The organism is Qaidamihabitans albus (genome assembly GCF_016464705.1).
Taxonomy (GTDB): domain Bacteria; phylum Actinomycetota; class Actinomycetes; order Mycobacteriales; family Pseudonocardiaceae; genus Qaidamihabitans; species Qaidamihabitans albus.
Map to the genome: position 1 here is coordinate 222,821 of NZ_JAEHOB010000003.1, position 15,197 is coordinate 238,017.

At 68.0% G+C, this 15,197-nt stretch carries 20 protein-coding genes; 6 read left to right on the forward strand and 14 right to left on the reverse strand.

Annotation, left to right across the window (positions count from 1 at the left end):
* The 7 genes from JAP66_RS07320 to JAP66_RS07350 all read right to left on the reverse strand — a co-directional run bounded on the left by JAP66_RS07320 (window position 1) and on the right by JAP66_RS07350 (window position 4,917).
* Entirely contained in the window at window positions 1-2,301 is a 2,301-nt protein-coding gene (locus JAP66_RS07320) for an ATP-binding protein (RefSeq protein ID WP_199430836.1), read from the reverse strand.
* Window positions 2,302-2,357: 56 nt separating this feature from the next.
* Window positions 2,358-3,353: a hypothetical protein gene (locus JAP66_RS07325; protein WP_199430837.1), complete on the reverse strand. Its 996-nt coding sequence runs from the start codon at window positions 3,351-3,353 to the stop codon at window positions 2,358-2,360.
* A complete protein-coding gene (locus tag JAP66_RS07330) occupies window positions 3,350-3,541 on the reverse strand; it encodes a hypothetical protein (RefSeq protein WP_199431158.1) in 192 nt (63 codons plus the stop codon). The genes JAP66_RS07325 and JAP66_RS07330 overlap by 4 nt, the downstream gene beginning before the upstream one ends.
* On the reverse strand, window positions 3,538-3,975 hold the full coding sequence (locus JAP66_RS07335; protein ID WP_199430838.1) for an RRQRL motif-containing zinc-binding protein: 438 nt from the start codon (window positions 3,973-3,975) through the stop codon (window positions 3,538-3,540). Before JAP66_RS07335 ends, JAP66_RS07330 begins: the two co-directional genes overlap by 4 nt.
* Window positions 3,972-4,235, reverse strand: coding sequence for a hypothetical protein (locus JAP66_RS07340; RefSeq protein WP_199430839.1), 264 nt, complete (start codon window positions 4,233-4,235; stop codon window positions 3,972-3,974). The genes JAP66_RS07335 and JAP66_RS07340 overlap by 4 nt, the downstream gene beginning before the upstream one ends.
* Window positions 4,236-4,354: 119 nt before the next feature.
* The gene (locus JAP66_RS07345) at window positions 4,355-4,606 is read right to left on the reverse strand and encodes a hypothetical protein (RefSeq protein WP_199430840.1); all 252 of its coding nucleotides are present in this window, start codon (window positions 4,604-4,606) and stop codon (window positions 4,355-4,357) included.
* Window positions 4,606-4,917: a hypothetical protein gene (locus JAP66_RS07350; protein WP_199430841.1), complete on the reverse strand. Its 312-nt coding sequence runs from the start codon at window positions 4,915-4,917 to the stop codon at window positions 4,606-4,608. Before JAP66_RS07350 ends, JAP66_RS07345 begins: the two co-directional genes overlap by 1 nt.
* A 119-nt stretch (window positions 4,918-5,036) precedes the next feature.
* On the opposite strand from JAP66_RS07350, the gene JAP66_RS07355 reads away from it, so the two are divergent.
* Window positions 5,037-5,384 (forward strand): GntR family transcriptional regulator, encoded by a 348-nt coding sequence (locus JAP66_RS07355; RefSeq protein ID WP_235998863.1) that lies wholly within the window; start codon window positions 5,037-5,039, stop codon window positions 5,382-5,384.
* Here JAP66_RS07355 and JAP66_RS07360 read toward each other — a convergent pair.
* Window positions 5,365-5,517, reverse strand: a complete 153-nt coding sequence (locus JAP66_RS07360; protein ID WP_199430843.1) for a hypothetical protein — start codon at window positions 5,515-5,517, stop codon at window positions 5,365-5,367. The two genes, JAP66_RS07355 and JAP66_RS07360, sit on opposite strands and share 20 nt — an antisense overlap.
* 208 nt (window positions 5,518-5,725) lie before the next feature.
* On the opposite strand from JAP66_RS07360, the gene JAP66_RS07365 reads away from it, so the two are divergent.
* Complete coding sequence (locus JAP66_RS07365) at window positions 5,726-6,940, forward strand: NsdA family TPR-like regulatory protein (RefSeq protein ID WP_199430844.1); 1,215 nt, start codon at window positions 5,726-5,728, stop codon at window positions 6,938-6,940.
* On the forward strand, window positions 6,937-7,488 hold the full coding sequence (locus tag JAP66_RS07370) for an rRNA adenine N-6-methyltransferase family protein (RefSeq protein WP_199430845.1): 552 nt from the start codon (window positions 6,937-6,939) through the stop codon (window positions 7,486-7,488). Before JAP66_RS07365 ends, JAP66_RS07370 begins: the two co-directional genes overlap by 4 nt.
* 42 nt (window positions 7,489-7,530) lie before the next feature.
* On the opposite strand, the gene JAP66_RS07375 is transcribed toward JAP66_RS07370, so the two are convergent.
* On the reverse strand, window positions 7,531-8,409 hold the full coding sequence (locus tag JAP66_RS07375; RefSeq protein WP_199430846.1) for a hypothetical protein: 879 nt from the start codon (window positions 8,407-8,409) through the stop codon (window positions 7,531-7,533).
* 1,086 nt (window positions 8,410-9,495) lie between these two features.
* Here JAP66_RS07375 and JAP66_RS07380 point away from each other — a divergent pair.
* Window positions 9,496-9,885: a DUF1801 domain-containing protein gene (locus JAP66_RS07380; RefSeq protein ID WP_307849473.1), complete on the forward strand. Its 390-nt coding sequence runs from the start codon at window positions 9,496-9,498 to the stop codon at window positions 9,883-9,885.
* A 110-nt stretch (window positions 9,886-9,995) separates the two neighbouring features.
* On the opposite strand, the gene JAP66_RS07385 is transcribed toward JAP66_RS07380, so the two are convergent.
* The 3 genes from JAP66_RS07385 to JAP66_RS07395 all read right to left on the reverse strand — a co-directional run bounded on the left by JAP66_RS07385 (window position 9,996) and on the right by JAP66_RS07395 (window position 12,122).
* Complete coding sequence (locus JAP66_RS07385) at window positions 9,996-10,994, reverse strand: esterase/lipase family protein (protein WP_199430847.1); 999 nt, start codon at window positions 10,992-10,994, stop codon at window positions 9,996-9,998.
* Window positions 10,995-11,159: 165 nt separating this feature from the next.
* Window positions 11,160-11,750, reverse strand: a complete 591-nt coding sequence (locus tag JAP66_RS07390; RefSeq protein ID WP_199430848.1) for an ImmA/IrrE family metallo-endopeptidase — start codon at window positions 11,748-11,750, stop codon at window positions 11,160-11,162.
* Window positions 11,751-12,122, reverse strand: coding sequence for a helix-turn-helix domain-containing protein (locus tag JAP66_RS07395; protein WP_199430849.1), 372 nt, complete (start codon window positions 12,120-12,122; stop codon window positions 11,751-11,753). It abuts the gene before it with no gap.
* Window positions 12,123-12,242: 120 nt separating this feature from the next.
* Here JAP66_RS07395 and JAP66_RS07400 point away from each other — a divergent pair, with 120 nt between their 5' ends.
* Window positions 12,243-12,470: a DUF2188 domain-containing protein gene (locus JAP66_RS07400; RefSeq protein WP_372448943.1), complete on the forward strand. Its 228-nt coding sequence runs from the start codon at window positions 12,243-12,245 to the stop codon at window positions 12,468-12,470.
* 15 nt (window positions 12,471-12,485) lie between these two features.
* On the opposite strand, the gene JAP66_RS07405 is transcribed toward JAP66_RS07400, so the two are convergent.
* Window positions 12,486-13,184, reverse strand: a complete 699-nt coding sequence (locus JAP66_RS07405; RefSeq protein WP_199430850.1) for a mycothiol-dependent nitroreductase Rv2466c family protein — start codon at window positions 13,182-13,184, stop codon at window positions 12,486-12,488.
* Between the two features lie 33 nt (window positions 13,185-13,217).
* Between JAP66_RS07405 and JAP66_RS07410 the strand changes: the two genes are divergently transcribed.
* Window positions 13,218-14,378, forward strand: a complete 1,161-nt coding sequence (locus tag JAP66_RS07410; RefSeq protein WP_199430851.1) for a glycoside hydrolase family 3 N-terminal domain-containing protein — start codon at window positions 13,218-13,220, stop codon at window positions 14,376-14,378.
* A gap of 18 nt (window positions 14,379-14,396) precedes the next feature.
* Here the strand turns inward: JAP66_RS07410 and JAP66_RS07415 are convergent, their stop codons facing one another.
* Window positions 14,397-14,807, reverse strand: a complete 411-nt coding sequence (locus JAP66_RS07415) for an SsgA family sporulation/cell division regulator (protein ID WP_199430852.1) — start codon at window positions 14,805-14,807, stop codon at window positions 14,397-14,399.
* Window positions 14,808-15,197: the final 390 nt, after the last annotated feature.

Sequence of the window (15,197 nt, forward strand, 5' to 3'; positions counted from 1 at the left end):
CTAGCCGTCGCCGTCCAGATCCTCGGTCGCGCGGACGGCGAGAACTTCACGCACGGTGACCGGGTCGACGGGCCAGCGGTTGCCTGTCGACGGCACCTTGATCCCGTAGTCGGCGGCCAGCACCTGCCGTAGGGCCTTACCGGTCAGCCGCCGGTACGGCGCCCACTCGGGCGCGTGCCGGGACAGCAGGGCGGGCACGTCGGCCGCCGGGACCGGCTCGGTGCCGAGCACCGCGTCCAGGTCGGCCAGCAGGTCCCGCGCCTCGGGTGTGGGTGCCTGCCGCCCGTTGCCGGGCAACTCTCCCCGCTCGCGGATCGCGGCCAACGCGCGGTCGATGATCGGGGTGATCTGGTCGTTTCGGCGGTCGACGTCGACGTAGTAGACCTGCACGATGTCCGAGCGCTCGCCGGTGAAGCCCTTGACCACGGCGGTGCCCTTGTCGGTGCCCGGGATCAGCTCCGTGGCGCGGTGCCCACCCTGGTAGGCGCCCTGCCCCAACAGGGCGTCGTTGGCCACGTGATCGCCCACGGCGAAGGCGATCCCGTTGGAACAGTTCCGCGTCACATCACGCGGCATCGAATCCTTCGTCGGCGCCTGCGTCGAGACGATCAGGTGAATCCCGCGCTTACGGCCGAGCCGCACGATGTCGACCAGCAGCTTGGCCACGTCCTTGCCGTAGGTCGGGTGCTGAATCGCGACGTGCGCCTCTTCCAGCAGGCACAACAGCGGATGCAGCCCGACGTTGCGGTTGGCCAGCTCGCGCGTGACGGCCGGGGTTTCGTACTGGATCAGCAGCTCACCGCGTGCCTGGACCTCGGCGTGCAGCTCCCGCAGGTGCTCGGTGATCTCGGCGATCCGCTCGTCCTCGGCGCCCATCACATACCGGCTACAGCGGGGCCGGAAGGCCTCGAAGTCGAAGTTCGCGTCCGGCACCCAGATCCGCAGCTCGGCCGCGGGGTCGAGGGCGGCCCCAGCCATGATGACCCGCGCCGCGCTCGACTTGCCCTGCCCGGGCATGCCGCCGGTGAGCGTGTTGCGCTCCATCAGCGGCGCGGTCAACGGCGCGCCGCGCAGGGTCTTGCCGAACGGCACACCCTTGAACACGTCCGTGCCGCCGTCCTCCAGCAGCGGGTACGCCCCGGCGCCTTCGGCGAGTGCGCCCTTGTCGGCGACCCACAAGTCGAGGATTCCGGCTTCGGGCCCGGTCGTGGGCCACACTTCCTTGGCCAGGCGGTGCAGGCCGGTGGCCAGGTCGGCGCGGCGGCGGGCGATCTTGTCGGCCGTGACACCCGCCGGCAACCGCAGCACCGCATGCGTGCCGCGCCCATCGATCCGGGCGGGGGTGAGGTACTGCAGCGGCAGGCCTTGTTTGATGTAGGCGGTGATCTGCGGGATGCGCAGCGCCTCCAACGCGCGGGCGATGGTGGTCTCATCGATGGCCACGTCGGCCTCAGCCTCGGCGCTCGTGGCCAGCCAGCCCGGCGCCTGGCCTCGGCGACGACCCTCCCGCCAGGCGGCGAGCATGAGTAGCCACGGGGTGGCCATCACCAGCGGTGTCCACGCGAACGCCACGGCGGTGAACACCCACCGGATCGCGTCCAGAACACCGGTGACGACGTTCACGAACTCGCCGGTGCCGGACAGTTGCACGAACAGCCCCACCAGCAGCACGAGAACGGTCAGCGCCGCCACCGAACCGACGGCGACCTTGGCCAGGCCGAACGCGAGCCCGGGTAGGTCCTTCAGCCGCTGGTGACGGCGCTCGGTCTCGGCCTCCTTGCGCTCGGTCCACTCCTGCAACTGCTCCCGATCGCCCGAGGCTTCGGCGGCCCGGATCTGGCGCCGGTACACGCCGAGCGTGCCCGCGTCCCACGCGCGTTTGGCCCAGGACTCCACGCCCTGCACCACCGTCACGCCGTGCCGGACCAGCGCCTTGCTGCTGGTCACGGTGTACTCATGCGTCGCGGCCGTGCGCACCAGCCGCCCGGAGACGACCGTGGCGCGCTTGGCCACCCGCGCCGACTCGGCAGCCCGGCGCTGCACCGCGCGGGCGGCCGCCCACCGCCGGTCCAGCTCGGCCGACTCTTCCTCGGTGACGAGTTCGCCCTCCAGGGCGTCTGGCACGACCTCGGTGCTCCACGGGGTCTGCGGCGGGATCTCGGCCGGGGTGCGGGCGGTGTTCGCGCGGAAGGTGAACGGCACCACCGTGCCGCCACCGGCACCGTTCGCGGGCGCGTCGTGCTCGGTGTTCGCGGACGGGCCCGGGTGCCCGTTCGTGGGCTCGTTGTCCGGGGTGTTCATCGACCCTCCCTGACGGTCGGTCTGTCGGTGTTCGTGGTTCGGCGTCGGCTCGCTCATCACGCGGCCTCCCTCTCCGCCTCGGCCACCTCGGTAGGTGCCTCGGCAAGCTCGGTGGTCGGTGTGGGCAGTGAGGCGGTCACCGGCTCACCGGCGGCCTGGTCTGCCTCGGTGAGGTGGTGCTCGGCGCGCAGCGCGTCGGCCACGCCCTTGCTGGTGCCGCGCCCGCAGTCGGTGACCGAGCGCACCCACGCCGGGGAGATCTCCACGTCGGGTGTCCACGCGGCGCGGGCCTCGGCCACGTAGTCGGCGAGCAGCTTGCGCCGTACCGGGCCCCGTTGCGCGGGCTTGCTGGCCGGTGTGCGGCGAGCAGAACGGGTCTCCCGCGCCGGTACCGAGGCGGTGGCGGCGGTGTTCGCGGCCTCCTTGTTGGCAGGCGCCTCGCCCGTGTCCGCAGCGGTGTTCGTCGGATGCTCGGCGGGCGCCGTCGCCGGGGTGGTGTGCGTGGTGCCGGTGAACGCCTCGGTGGCGGCGGCGTGAACGGCCTCGGTGAGCCGGTCCCGTAGCCACGGCGCGGTCTCGGCCAGGCACAGCACCGCGAACGGCGGCACCGAGTGCAGCACGATCCCCGCCGCATCCCACGCGGCCCAGGACTGCCAGGTGTTCATCGTGTAGGTGGCGGCGAAGGTGAACCACTTCGTGCGCGCCGCCCACGGCACCGGTGCCACCTGGTAGCGGGCGGTGATTTGCTCGGCCCGCAGCACCGCAATCAACGCGAGGCTGACCATCGGGTCGAGCAGCCACGCGGCCAGCCACGGCAGCGACCACACGGCCGCCCCGGCGGCGGCGAAGGTCTGGACGTTGACCATCGTGAACGCCAACCCCAGCAGGATTGCCGCCCACACGGCCGCATCGACCTGCGTGCGCACCTTTTCCACGCGCAGGGCGATCACATCCGGGTGGTTCGATAACGCGCGGACCTCGGCCGCCTGCTCGGCGTCCTGCCGCAGCCGGTCGGCCCGCGACAGCGGGACATGCGTGGCGTCCGTGCTCATCGGAGGCCTCCTTCGCGGCCGGTGGTGCCGTAGAGGAACTGGAACAACGCCTGCCGCAGCTCCACGAGGTCGACCCCGGTGGCCTCGGCCATCGGGTAGCCGTGCCGGGCGAGCACGTCGACCAGCAGGCCGAAGGTGAACCGGGCATCGGATTCCGGCGGTGGCAGGGGAAACACCCGCTCGCTCATGCCGCCACCCCCGTCGTGTCGGCGGTCTCGGCGTCGAAGCAGTCCCAGCACTGCCGCGTCGAGGTCGGCACGCAATAGGACATCTCCCGCGCGCAGTCCACACACACCCGCCGGGCGCGCAGCGCGAACGACAGCGCCCGCCGCTGCGCAGGCGTAGGTGTGCGGCGCGGAGCCGCACGCTCCACCGAGAACAGCTCGGCCACCGTCTCCCGCCGATACGGGCGGTGGTGTCGGAACACCAGCAGCGCCACCGGGTCCTGTCCGTTGGGCCGCATATCGACTGCGCGAAGCTGGGAGCGGGTCAGCAGCGTCGGCGGAGCCTCGCCCCACCCGAACACCGGCAGCCTCTCCCGATAGCCCCGGCACAACGCCACGAGGTAGCTACGGCCGTCGAACACGGTCACCACGGATTGCTTGCGGTTGCGCGGGTTCATCGGCCCTCACCCGCCTCGATCGCGGCGGCACGGGACGCGAATCGGCCCTCCTCGCCGCCGAGCGCGGCATAGATTCGCAGGGCGTCGTTGTAGGCGGGATCGCATACCACGTCGTCGGCCTCAGCGCTGCCGACTCGCTTCTCGGCGCCCTGGCGAATTAGGTCGAGCCAGTCACCGACGGCGTGTGAGGCCATGCGCCACTCCCGCAGCGCGCGCTGCCGCACTTCCGCGACCTCGGGTACGTGAGTGTCGCCTACCATGAGATTCCTTCCTGACTGGTCAGCTGGCTGGTCGGGTCGGCCCGCACCGGCGGCGACGTTCTTGGCGGAAGGTGCCGCCGGTGCGGGAGCCTCGGACTCGTCGATGTGCAGGCGGGCGGTCATCGGCGACCACTCCCCACGAGCACCGGCGCACCGTTGCCCTGGCCGGGCATCCCGGCGAGCAACGCGGCGGCGTGCCGTCGAGCGACCTCGGCATGACCGGCCGCCTTGCGGCTGCCCTCGGCGGCCAGGTGCGCCAGCACCTCAGCCTTGCGCTCGTACCAGGCCGCCACCGTCGCCACCGGCGCATCCGGCGCCGGGTGCATGAGCCGGAGGTCTTGCAGCTCGGAAACCGTGTTCGGCGCGGCCATCACGCGGCCTCCCCGCCCAGCTCGGCGGCCTCGGCCACGTCCAGCCGCGTCGGCAGCGCCCGCAGCACCTCACGCCCAGCTCGCCGCGAGGCGCGACGCGCCCTGCGCTGATCGGTGAACTCCCGCGACAGCCGCCACGCCTCCGTGCGCGCCTCGGCCGCCAACTCGCGGTCCACCTCAGCGATGATCTGATCGATCTCGGCGCGTTCCGCGTGCATCTCTTCCTCCCTCTGAACTGCGGAAATGTCGGGGTCGGTGGCCAGGTCCAGCAGTTCGCGCGCCTGGCGGCCGGTCGTCGTTTCGGTCCTCATAACTTCCTTCCTGCTACGATAACGCAGCTTAACGTAAGTCAGGTTGAGTCAACGTGTCGTTCCGCTGTCCGGGTGAACTAAGTCAGTAGTGGTCATCCCCGGCTATGCTCGGCTTCGTGATGAGCGAAGAGCCGGGCCTTGCGCGCTACGAACAGGTAGCCGAGTCCATCCGTCGAGCTGTCCGCAGTGGCAAGCTCAAGCCGGGGGAGCAGCTGCCGCCCAGCAGGGAGCTGGCGAAGGAATACGACGTCGCAATCAACACCGCACAGCGAGCCGTGAGCACCCTTCGCGACGAGGGCTGGCTCGTCGTCCGGCCGACCGTCGGTGCCTTCGTCAGCAACACCATTCCTGACCCGCCACACAACCTTCGTGAGACAGTCGCGGGGCTACAGGAAACCGTCGATGAGCTGCAGCGTCGGCTCTCCAATGTCGAAGCGGCCATCGGAACTAGAATGCCTGACGAATGAAGCTGACGAATCCGTCGATGATGTCCGAGCCGGTACCCACGAGCGCCCTCACCCAAGTTGCTGCGTCGCTCGGAAACTTCACAACGATCACCACCAATGCGATCGCGACCGCGATTCCAACGAGCTTCCGCACGGTGCCACCGCCGTTGCCGACAAGGGCCTGCAGCGGGTCCTCTTACCCATCCGTGCCTCCTCCTCTGATCCTGTCGTTCGGCTTGTTGCCGTTGAGTTCAAGAGTCGTCGGAAGCGAGCACGCCAGGTAGATGAGCCGGGGGTGAGCCGGTCGCGTACCTATCGGCTCACCCCTAGCTGACCAGGCAATATGCAGCATCGGAGGTGCTGTGGGCGAGGAAGAGCAGACGAAGCTCAGGCGTGCCCGTGCGGCCAAGGGTTGGTCGCAGAACGACGTGTGCGCGCGCCTGGCGCGTGCTCGGAGAGCGCGCGGTCAGATGCCGCCGAAGCCCGAGAGCGTGCTACGCCAGTATCGGTGGTGGGAGCAGGGGAAGAAGAAGGCGACCGAGTGGCAAGACGAGCTGTGTGAAGTCTTCGAGATGTCACCGCGGGCCCTCGGCCTGACCGAGGCGCCAGCGCCGTCACCGCTGATTGTGCCGACTGCCCCGCCAGTGGCCATCGAGTACGGCAATACCTCGTATCTTGAGTCAGCACAGGCCTATCTCAGACACCTGGTCGCGCTGGACAATCGTTTCGGTGCCGCCGACATCGTGCGAATGTCGGTCCGGTTCTTCAAGTCGCTACAGAACCTACTCGGGACTGGAGCATACGAGCCAGCTATAGAGCACGACCTCAATGCGATTACGGGCGAGGTAGCTGAGCTGTCCGGTTGGCTGGCCTACGATGCTGAGAAGCATGATCTGGTTCGCAGGATGAATCAGGAATCGCTCTACTACACGCGCTTGGCAGGCGATCGGAACATCGAACTACTCACGCTGCAGAACGCAAGTATGCATGCGGGAGCGATGGGTAGGCCCAACGAAGCCTTGCAGATCGCCAGGTCGGTACTTGAAGGCAACTACGAACTTTCCCCACGGATCCGAGCGCTTTTCCTGACAAGGAAGGCCAGGGCCCTCGCGCAGGGCGGCGATGAGTCCGCCACTTCCTTGTTCGGAGAGATTGAGTCTCTGTATCTCGAAGGTGTGTGGTCCGATGATCCGGACTGGGCTTGGTGGATAGACGAGCGTGAACTGGCTTGGCATAAGGCGATGGCTACCCAATCCTTGCAACGAGATAGCCTCGCGATAGCCGAGTTCGAACACTCGGTGGAAGCTACTGCGCCGACTGAGACGCGAAGCCAGTACCTGCATCGTGCCTACCTGCTTCAAGCTCAGATTGACCTTGGAACGTGGAACGACGCGGAGGCGACCTTAAAGTCGCTCCTGCCGCTGATTCCCGAGGTCGAATCAACCCGCACCAAGGTTCTGCTGCGTAACGCCATAGCTAAGGTCGCGATACGCCAGCAGGTCCCAGCCAATATCGAGAGCGGAATTGCTCAGCTTGGTATAGCGTTGGACGATGCAGACATGACGGAGGCCTGGTGAACAACGACGAACTGAGCGTGCTGGCGGATCCGATGTTCGAGCAGTACTTCCTGATTTCCCGTGAGAAGCTGACGCTACTTTTCGAAGCGGCAGGGATCCGGCCCGACGACACTGTGCTCGAAGTCGGCGCAGGGGCGGGCACGGTCGCTCGCAACATGCCGCCCTGTAAGAGCCTGACCGTGGCCGAACTCGATACGCGGCTGATCGACACGCTGCGCCGCCAGGTGCCCCACGCGACGGTCGTCCAGGGCGACGCGCTGCGGTTGGTTAAGGAGCTTCCGTACGACGTGCTGATCGGCAACCTACCGAACGTTGTCACGGAAGAGCTGGTCGACGTGCTGCCGGAGCTGACCTTCCGGACTGCAGTGCTCGCAGCAGGACAGCACACGGACTTCGACCGTCTGCGCGACACGTTCGACATCACTGAGGTCACGACCATCACTGGCAGCGACTTCGCGCCACCGCAGCCAAGCGTGTCGCGGATCGTGAGGCTTGTCCGCCGCAATGCTGGCTGTTCTGGACGCCGGATGAGGGAGCGCAACTCGTAAGGAGGAGCCCACAGTAGGCCGCGTCGGGTCCCTTGAACCGGCTCAGTCCAACCGAGGGCGTGACTGCGCCTGGCCACCCGGCAACGCGTCGTCCTGGTCGTGTTCCAGCAGTGGCATCGCCTTGGTAGCGTCGGTCTCCTCGCCGTCGACCGCGACCAGGCGCGGGCGGTCGAGAAAGCGCTGCGGATCGGGGCAGTTCTGTTCGAACCACTTGGTCAAGTATGCCTCTTCAGGGGTTGCCCACCAAGCCAAGTGCCATTGGCTATCTCGATAGAAGAATGCCACAAGCCGAACCTCCTCCTCTTCGGATGGGCCGCCGGACTCACTCATCCAGCCAGCGAAACTTGCTACGCGTCCAAGGCCTTCAAGACCTTCACGGAGCGAGTTCACATTGTCGCTCGAGTCTTGGTCGAGTGGCACGAATGCAGAAACAGTAATGAGATCACCGACCTCGAAATTGACTTGAACTAGCGCATCGCGATCGTTGCCACGGGCACGGGCTGTCCGTTCCTTAATCCATGAAATCAAACTGCTAGCGGCCTCCTCGCCCAAGCGCTTCAGGAAGCTTCCCGAGAACGCAGCAGCACCCCACGCCACAGGTACAGACAGAAGCCAGATCAGCGGGGGAAGGCTGGAACGAGCCGCTCGCTCGGTCAATGGCAGAGGCGCGTCCTCGTGAAGCGTAGCCCACTCTGCCGGCTCGAAGTTCCGCGGCTCAATGCCAATTGACGCGTCCGAAATGGTCGACGGTCCCTCGGGAGCGTCATCGGGAGCGTTCTGCAAAACGCTATCCTGGGCGCGTCGGAGTTCGAGGTAGTGTCCGTACATGACTAGTTCGGAGTGTCCTTCAGCGTCGTCTTCCACTTCGGCGCGATGCCAGAGGCCGATCGGAGGCAAGAAGGACAAGTGCTCAACGTTCATTACGATGAATCCGTCGCGAACCTCCTGGGCCGCTCCAACCAGCGCTTCGCGCGTGAAGCGTTCGAGGTGTCCTGCGCCTCGGACTCTCTGAGGGCGCGTTGATAAGCCTCCGCGAGCAACGAACTCATCTCTGACGTTCACCATGATTGGGGCCTCCGTTCTGAGGGGATGCGGTATTAGCTCGGTTCAACGTAGCCGCCAATGTCTTTGACGACGCCATTCGGATCTATGACCAATCGCTGAACATGGAGAACTCCTGCCAATGGCAGGCGGATGGGCAGACCAGTGACAGCGTGTGACTTCCCATCATGTCCAGGTAACCATCGTAGGTACCCTAGATGCCCGTGGGCGTCTCGCACGACCCATCGATCACCGTCGCGCTCAGCCTGAAGCCGATCACCAATCCGGACATCGGCAACACGGGCAGACGGAGCGGGCTTCTTGGCAAGGCCGTGCACGGGTGGAGTACCGGCGGCATATAAGTCTTGAGCCAGCGGACCCGCGATGCCGATCAGCCGATCACCGTTCTTGCGTCGTGAGATTACTGGGTACGTCTCGCTCACGGGCATGTGATCGCAGGTTGGGCGGCGAACGTAACAGTGTTGGAGGTCGACGCGCTGCCCGTGGGGACGGTCTACGTATGCTCCCGCTTGAGCCTGGCCGACAGGCTGCTCAGGTCGAGTTCTCCGTGCTCACGTGGTCTCATTCCTGGTCTCATTCGCCGCCGTACGCGACTGTCCGGGGAGGTTCGCCAGCGTGGTCAGGACGGTCGCGGACGTTGCGAGAGATGGCTACGCACGGCTTGAAAGCGAGCGTCCCGCGAGGGACCGGGGGTTCAAATCCCTCCGCTTCCGCGCCTCTGACCGGGGCGAACCGCGTAGCAACGGTTTGCCCTGGTCTCATTTGGTCTCGCTAGCTCGCGTCCGGCGGCTCCTCCGGCCGGTCCTTGGCCTCCGCTGCTCCTACGGACGGGCCTCTATGGACCCGGGGCCATCGCGAGTCGATCAGGATTCAAGAAGCCCCGGCGCTGGAAAGGCTTAACGTCACAAGCACCACACACTGATCAACGAAGGGGGAGGAACAGCGATGAGTGCCAGGTCCGACCATAAGACCAGCGGCTTCTCCGAGCAGGAGCGTGCAGCCATGAAGCAACGCGCTGCCGAGGTGAGGAAGGAGGCAAGCCGTGGTCGGGGCAACAAGGCAGCCGCCAACGAAGCCGACGTGCTGTCGAAGATCGAACAGATGGCCGAACCCGACCGTGCGGTAGCCGAACGCATCCACGCGATCGTCACCGGTAACGCCCCGGAGCTCTCGCCGAAGCTGTGGTACGGCCAGCCCGCGTACGCGAGGAAAGGAAAGGTCGTGTGCTTCTTCCGCAGCGGTCACGATGACAAAGAGCGCTACTCGACCTCGGGTTCAGCCCCGAAGCCGACCTCGACGACGACAGCGGTTTCTGGCCGACCTCGTACGCCGTGACCGAGCTGAGCGACAAGGCTGGGGAAACCATCGCCGCGCTCGTCAAGAAAGCCGTGCGCTGACAACATTCTCTGCCTACGGGCTGGGCAGCCGTTCTGTGGTGCCCCTGGTCAGCGAACGGCCGAGCTTGCGGCGTTGACCGGCAGGCTGAGCACGCACGGCGGCTGCGTCGCGTTCGCCGGGTCGAGCGCGTTGACGACGTACTGCTCGGCGCGCCGATCGAACGAGATGCCCAGGTGGTCGGTGGCGTTGAGCTTGCAGCCGTCCTGCAACAGCACGTTCGTGACGTCGGGGCCTTCCAGGAACGCCGAGGTGTAGGGCGTGACGACCTCGTCGTACTTCGTCTGGATGACGGTGTACTCCACGCCCGGCACGGTGTCGCCGCCCGCGTTGAGGTCGGTCAGGAAATCCGAGCCCCGAATCTGGTCGCGCACCGAATCGCCGAGCCCGGCGCTCAGCAGTTCGGGCACCCCGGGCAGCCGTGCCAGACCGTGGACATCGGTGCCGTGGTTGGAAGGTGACAACGCCACCAGGTGGTTCACCTCGTCCGCGCCGCCGAGGTTCTTCAGGTAGTAGCGCGGCATCATCCCGCCCTGCGAGTGTCCGACGATGTCGACCTCGTCGCTGCCGGTGGCTTCGAGCACCCTGTCCACGAACCGCGCGAGCTCCGCCGCCGACTTCGGCACCGCGGCCGAGCCTCCGGTGGGGTAGGCGCCGGGCAGTCCGACCCCGAGCCCCGAGTCCTGGCCGTAGTTCAGCGCGAAGACGCAGTAGCCCTCGTTGGCCAGGCGCGGCGACATCGAGAACCAGTTGTAGGTCATGTTCTCGACGGTGCCGTGCACGAGGACGACGGGTCGCGGGTGTTCGGCGGAGGGCCGGCAGGAGAAGTCGTTGGCGCCCGCGGGCGCCGTTCCGGGGCGCACGGTGGCGTTGGCCAGCGCCGCGACCCCCGAGTTGATCACCGGATACGTGCCCGTGTCCGCCGCCTCCGCGTTCGCCGGTGTCACCGCACCCGTGGTCAGCGCGGCAGCGGCGGCCACCGCGGCGGCGAGCCCCTTGCGCCGTGCTCGCTTCGTTCGCGCGGGATCGCTGCCTTCCTGGTTCACCATCGAACCCACCACCTCTTCCGGCGACGTCGCACAGATTCGGTGGACTCTATCGGCACCGGACCTCGTGCCGCATCCGCCACGGACGGCAGTCTCGGAACCTGGCGCCGGGCCTGCACGTGTCGAGCGGGCGATCGAGACCGGGCTCGCCCAGCGGTAGCCGGCCCGCTATCCGCCCGTGTGGGCCACCTGCCGCCGCCACTTGTTCGTGCAGCGGCGCACGACGGTGCGGGAGCCGGTGGCGTTCATGCGCCAGCGCGCCATGCGCTCGCTGACGCGGAAGTACCGTGCCACGGAGACGTCCGTCCAGCGCCGGAACGCGGCCATGCGCGCGGCCTGACAGGGAATCAGGAGCTCACCGGACAGCTCCGCCGCCTCGTGCTCGACGGTGGCGGACGACGTGCGGCAGCCGTGATCGTCGGTGAACAGCAGGCCGAACTCGTGTTCAAGCAGGACGTGGGCCATCTCGTGCGCGATGGTCGAGCGGCGCCGCGCCGGGTCGTGCACGTGGTTCTCGATGATCACGCTGCCGGTGCCGACGGCGACCAGCGCGGCGGAGAACGAGTCGGGCCGTTCGCCGGTGAAGTGCCGCACTGCCTCCGTCGGCAGCGACGGGTCACGCAGGTCGTGCACCTCGATGCCGTAGAGCTCGGCCAGCGCGTAGGGATCCAGCGGAGTGAAGACCCCGATCCCCAGCTCGTCCCGGACTTCCAGTGCCAGCCTTCTCGCCTCTGCCTTGAAACCGTGCCGTAAGGACACTCATCTCTCCCGCCGGTCCGCCCTGATCCTTCGCATCGTCGCCTCGACTATGTCGAGTAGGTACTCCTTGTCGGCATCCCCGAGATCGGTACGCGCCCTGAGCAGGAGCGCGAGCTGCGCCTCCAGCGTCGGCTCGGCCCGCTCACGCGGCCGCTCGCCGGGCCACACCATGAACTCCTCCGCAGGCGAGCCGAGCCACTGCACCAGCGCGATGAAGCCGTCGAGATCCGGCCGCTGGTCGTTTCCCATCCGGCTGAGCAAGGACGGGCTGACCCCGGCCTCGTGCGCAAGCTGTCGCCAGGAAAGCCCCCGTGCCCGTCGCTGGGCCTCGAGCGCGTCGTAGAGCCGGCGCGCGTCCATCCGGCCGTTCATGTGCTGCCTCCGGTAGTCGCGGGTATTTCACTATCACAGGGGTGTGTCAATCCTGCCACCGGTCGCGGTGCTGCTACGTTGTTGCAGTATTGGAACGCCGGTGCTGGGGAGGAATCGATCGTGATCCGCAGGCGCTACCTCGTACGTTTCCTGGTTTCGCCGGACTCGCTCACGTGGCTGGTCGAGCACGAGGGCCACCTGCTGTCCCGGCACTGCCGCAAGCGCGACGCCGTGCGGGAGGGCGCACGTCAGGCGCGGACGGGCGCCCCGAGCATCCTCGTGGTCGAGCGGATGGACGGCACCCGGCAGAGTGCGCGGAGGTACGGTCGTGAACCGAGGGGCCGGTAGTTGCTTTCAGGCGGGCTAGCGGACGGTGGTGCTCTGGCGCGCGAGTCGTTCGCTGAGCGGAGTCACCGGGAACGACCGCAGACCACGCTTCAGTTCGGCGAAGCCGGGCCAGTGGGCCAGCGTCACGATCGAGTCCCACAGGCGCAAGGCGTCGTCGCCGGCCGGCGCGGCGTCGATCACGGGGCCGAAGAAGGCGGGGCCGTCCGGCGGGGAGAAGGACAGGATCGGCGTGCCGACCTCGCCGCCGGCCCGCTCGACCGCGCCCGTCGTCTCGGCCCGTAGCGCCTCGTCCCGGCTGTCGTCCGCGGCGGCGTCCGCGAGCGCGCGGTCCAGCCCGGCCCGCTCCAGGATCGGTCCGAGGTCACGGCCCCGCCCCGTGCTGGCCAGAATCGCCTCGAAACTCGCCTCCGCGGGCGCGGGCTCGTGCCACACGGCCTCGCCCATCGCCGCGTACAGGTCGCCGAGCACCGCGTCGCCGTCTGCCTGCCTGGCCGCGTCCACCACGCGCAGCATCTCCAGCCCGCGCTGATGTGCCTCCGGGTAGCCGGGCGGGCGGTGGTCGTAGCCGATCGGCTCGTTGAGCAGCCGCAGCGACAGTGGCCGCCACGTGACCTCGACCGGCCGGTGCCGCTGGACCTCGCGCACCCACTGCGAGGTCACCCAGCAGAACGGGCATACCGGGTCGAAGTAGAACTCGAGCTCGACGGTGCTCATCACGATTTCCCGACGGCGTACGGTTGGCTCCCGATGAACCGCTTGCTGCTGACGATCACGCTCGCCTCCCTGCTGGTGGCCTGTAGCGCGCCCGCCGAACCGGGCAACGAGCCCGGGAACGAGGCCGACGCTTCCTCAACGATGCCAGCACCGTCCACCACGGCGCCGACCACCACGCCGCCTGCGACGGCGGCTGGTGATCCGTCCTGCGAATCTGTCGTGGCCGACCTCAGCACCCGCGAACAGCTCGCGCAACTGGTGGTCGTCGGCGTCGAAGGGGGCGACCCGACGGCCACCGCCGCACTCGTGCGCGACGAGCGGATCGGCGGCATCTTCATCGGTGGCAACGAGACCGCGCTGCTCACCGGCGACGCCCTCGACCAGGTGCAGCAGGCGGCGGACGTGCCGGTGTCGGTGGCGGTGGACGACGAGGGTGGCCGGGTCCAGCGGCTCGACATGCTCGACGGTGACCTGCCCAGCGCGCGCGAGATGGCGCGCACCATGACTCCCGAGCAGGTGCGCGCGCTCGCCGAGAAGCGCGGGCAGCAGCTCCGCGCGCGGGGAGTCACCGTCGACTACGCGCCCATCCTCGATGTCACCGAAGGGCCGGCGGACGGCGTGATCGGCGACCGTTCCTTCAGCGGTGACCCGGCCGTGGCCAGGGAGTACGCCCTCGCGTTCGCGAACGGACTCACCGGCGCGGGGGTGCAGCCCGTGCTGAAACACTTCCCCGGGCACGGCCGCGCGGCAGGCGACTCGCACGCCTCGCTCGTGCGGACCCCGCCCTTGGCCGAGCTGCGGGAGCACGACCTGGTGCCCTACGACCGGATCGAGGAGTACGGCGACGCCGCCGTGATGATCGGGCATCTGGACGTGCCGGGGCTGACCGGCGGCGAGGCGGCGTCGCTGTCCCCGGCCACGTACCGGCTGCTGCGCGAGGACTTCGGGTTCGCCGGTCCGGCCGTCACCGACGACCTCGGTGCGATGCGTGCCGTCACCGATCGCTACCCGTTGCCCGAGGCCGTGCTGGCGGCGCTGCGGGCAGGCGCCGACCAGGCGCTGTGGTCCTCTGGCGGGCCGGTCGGCCCGGTGCTCGATCGGCTGGAAGAGGCCGTGGCATCCGGCGAGCTCCCGGCGGAGCGTGTCCGGGAGTCCCTCGACCGGGTACTGCTCGCCAAGGGCGTCTGCGACTAGGAGCCGCTCACCGGGTGCCTATGGTGTCGCCGTGGTGAGCACCGCGATGACGGTGTCCAGGTCGAGATGGTCGCTCTCCGTGCCGGGCGGGACCAGCTCGAGGGTCGCGCCGACGAAACGCAGCACGTCGCTGCGGCGCAGCTCGACCACGGCATAGCCGTCCGGTGACTCGAGTTCGAGCACGAGGATGTCGTCGTCGAGGGAGAGGTCCGGACGTACCCGGATGTCACCGATGCCTGCGGCCTCGTGCAGTCCGCGGACGAGCAGGTCGCGGGCGAACTCCCATTCCACCCATTCCCCCGGCTCGACCCGGAACGCGAGCGCCACCGTGAACGGCTCGCTCGTCACATAGGAAAGGCGGGACAGCACGCGTGATCCGCTGCCGTTCAGGGACACGAACTGACTCTGGTGTACGGCGTCGTCGCTCACCGGCCCACTCCTGTCTGTCCTCGCTGCCGCCCGCTTTGGCGCGTGCGACCTCTTCGTAGGAGAGACGCGCGTCCGGCATCGTCGTGATGCGCCATTCGGGCGAATCGTGGCCCCCAAGGTCGTAGGTCAACTCGGAGTAGAGCCCGCATCCTGGTCTACGCCCGGACGGGTGGCCCGGGTTCGGCGAGACTTTGCGGTGAATCGTTCAACGAGCTGGTGCGCGTTTTTGGTTCACTCCATCGAGTCGTTTCGCCCGTAAAGCCGGTGTGGGCTAGTGACAAGGGTGTGCCGGACCGGTAAACAGCCAGGTGGTTCGGCCGCACCTGCGGCCGATGATTCTGGGGAAACTTCGAAACACCGGTGCAGGGCGGAGTTCGCCGTTCGCCGGCG

What these genes read in the sequence shown, in the direction of transcription:
- JAP66_RS07320 (WP_199430836.1), bottom strand. Translation starts at nt 2,301, where the DNA reads ATGAACACCCCGGACAACGAGCCCACGAACGGGCACCCGGGCCCGTCC.
- JAP66_RS07325 (WP_199430837.1), bottom strand. Translation starts at nt 3,353, where the DNA reads ATGAGCACGGACGCCACGCATGTCCCGCTGTCGCGGGCCGACCGGCTG.
- JAP66_RS07330 (WP_199431158.1), bottom strand. Translation starts at nt 3,541, where the DNA reads ATGAGCGAGCGGGTGTTTCCCCTGCCACCGCCGGAATCCGATGCCCGG.
- JAP66_RS07335 (WP_199430838.1), bottom strand. Translation starts at nt 3,975, where the DNA reads ATGAACCCGCGCAACCGCAAGCAATCCGTGGTGACCGTGTTCGACGGC.
- JAP66_RS07340 (WP_199430839.1), bottom strand. Translation starts at nt 4,235, where the DNA reads ATGGTAGGCGACACTCACGTACCCGAGGTCGCGGAAGTGCGGCAGCGC.
- JAP66_RS07345 (WP_199430840.1), bottom strand. Translation starts at nt 4,606, where the DNA reads ATGGCCGCGCCGAACACGGTTTCCGAGCTGCAAGACCTCCGGCTCATG.
- JAP66_RS07350 (WP_199430841.1), bottom strand. Translation starts at nt 4,917, where the DNA reads ATGAGGACCGAAACGACGACCGGCCGCCAGGCGCGCGAACTGCTGGAC.
- JAP66_RS07355 (WP_235998863.1), top strand. Translation starts at nt 5,037, where the DNA reads ATGAGCGAAGAGCCGGGCCTTGCGCGCTACGAACAGGTAGCCGAGTCC.
- JAP66_RS07375 (WP_199430846.1), bottom strand. Translation starts at nt 8,409, where the DNA reads ATGAACGTTGAGCACTTGTCCTTCTTGCCTCCGATCGGCCTCTGGCAT.
- JAP66_RS07380 (WP_307849473.1), top strand. Translation starts at nt 9,496, where the DNA reads ATGAGTGCCAGGTCCGACCATAAGACCAGCGGCTTCTCCGAGCAGGAG.
- JAP66_RS07385 (WP_199430847.1), bottom strand. Translation starts at nt 10,994, where the DNA reads ATGGTGAACCAGGAAGGCAGCGATCCCGCGCGAACGAAGCGAGCACGG.
- JAP66_RS07395 (WP_199430849.1), bottom strand. Translation starts at nt 12,122, where the DNA reads ATGAACGGCCGGATGGACGCGCGCCGGCTCTACGACGCGCTCGAGGCC.
- JAP66_RS07405 (WP_199430850.1), bottom strand. Translation starts at nt 13,184, where the DNA reads ATGAGCACCGTCGAGCTCGAGTTCTACTTCGACCCGGTATGCCCGTTC.
- JAP66_RS07410 (WP_199430851.1), top strand. Translation starts at nt 13,218, where the DNA reads ATGAACCGCTTGCTGCTGACGATCACGCTCGCCTCCCTGCTGGTGGCC.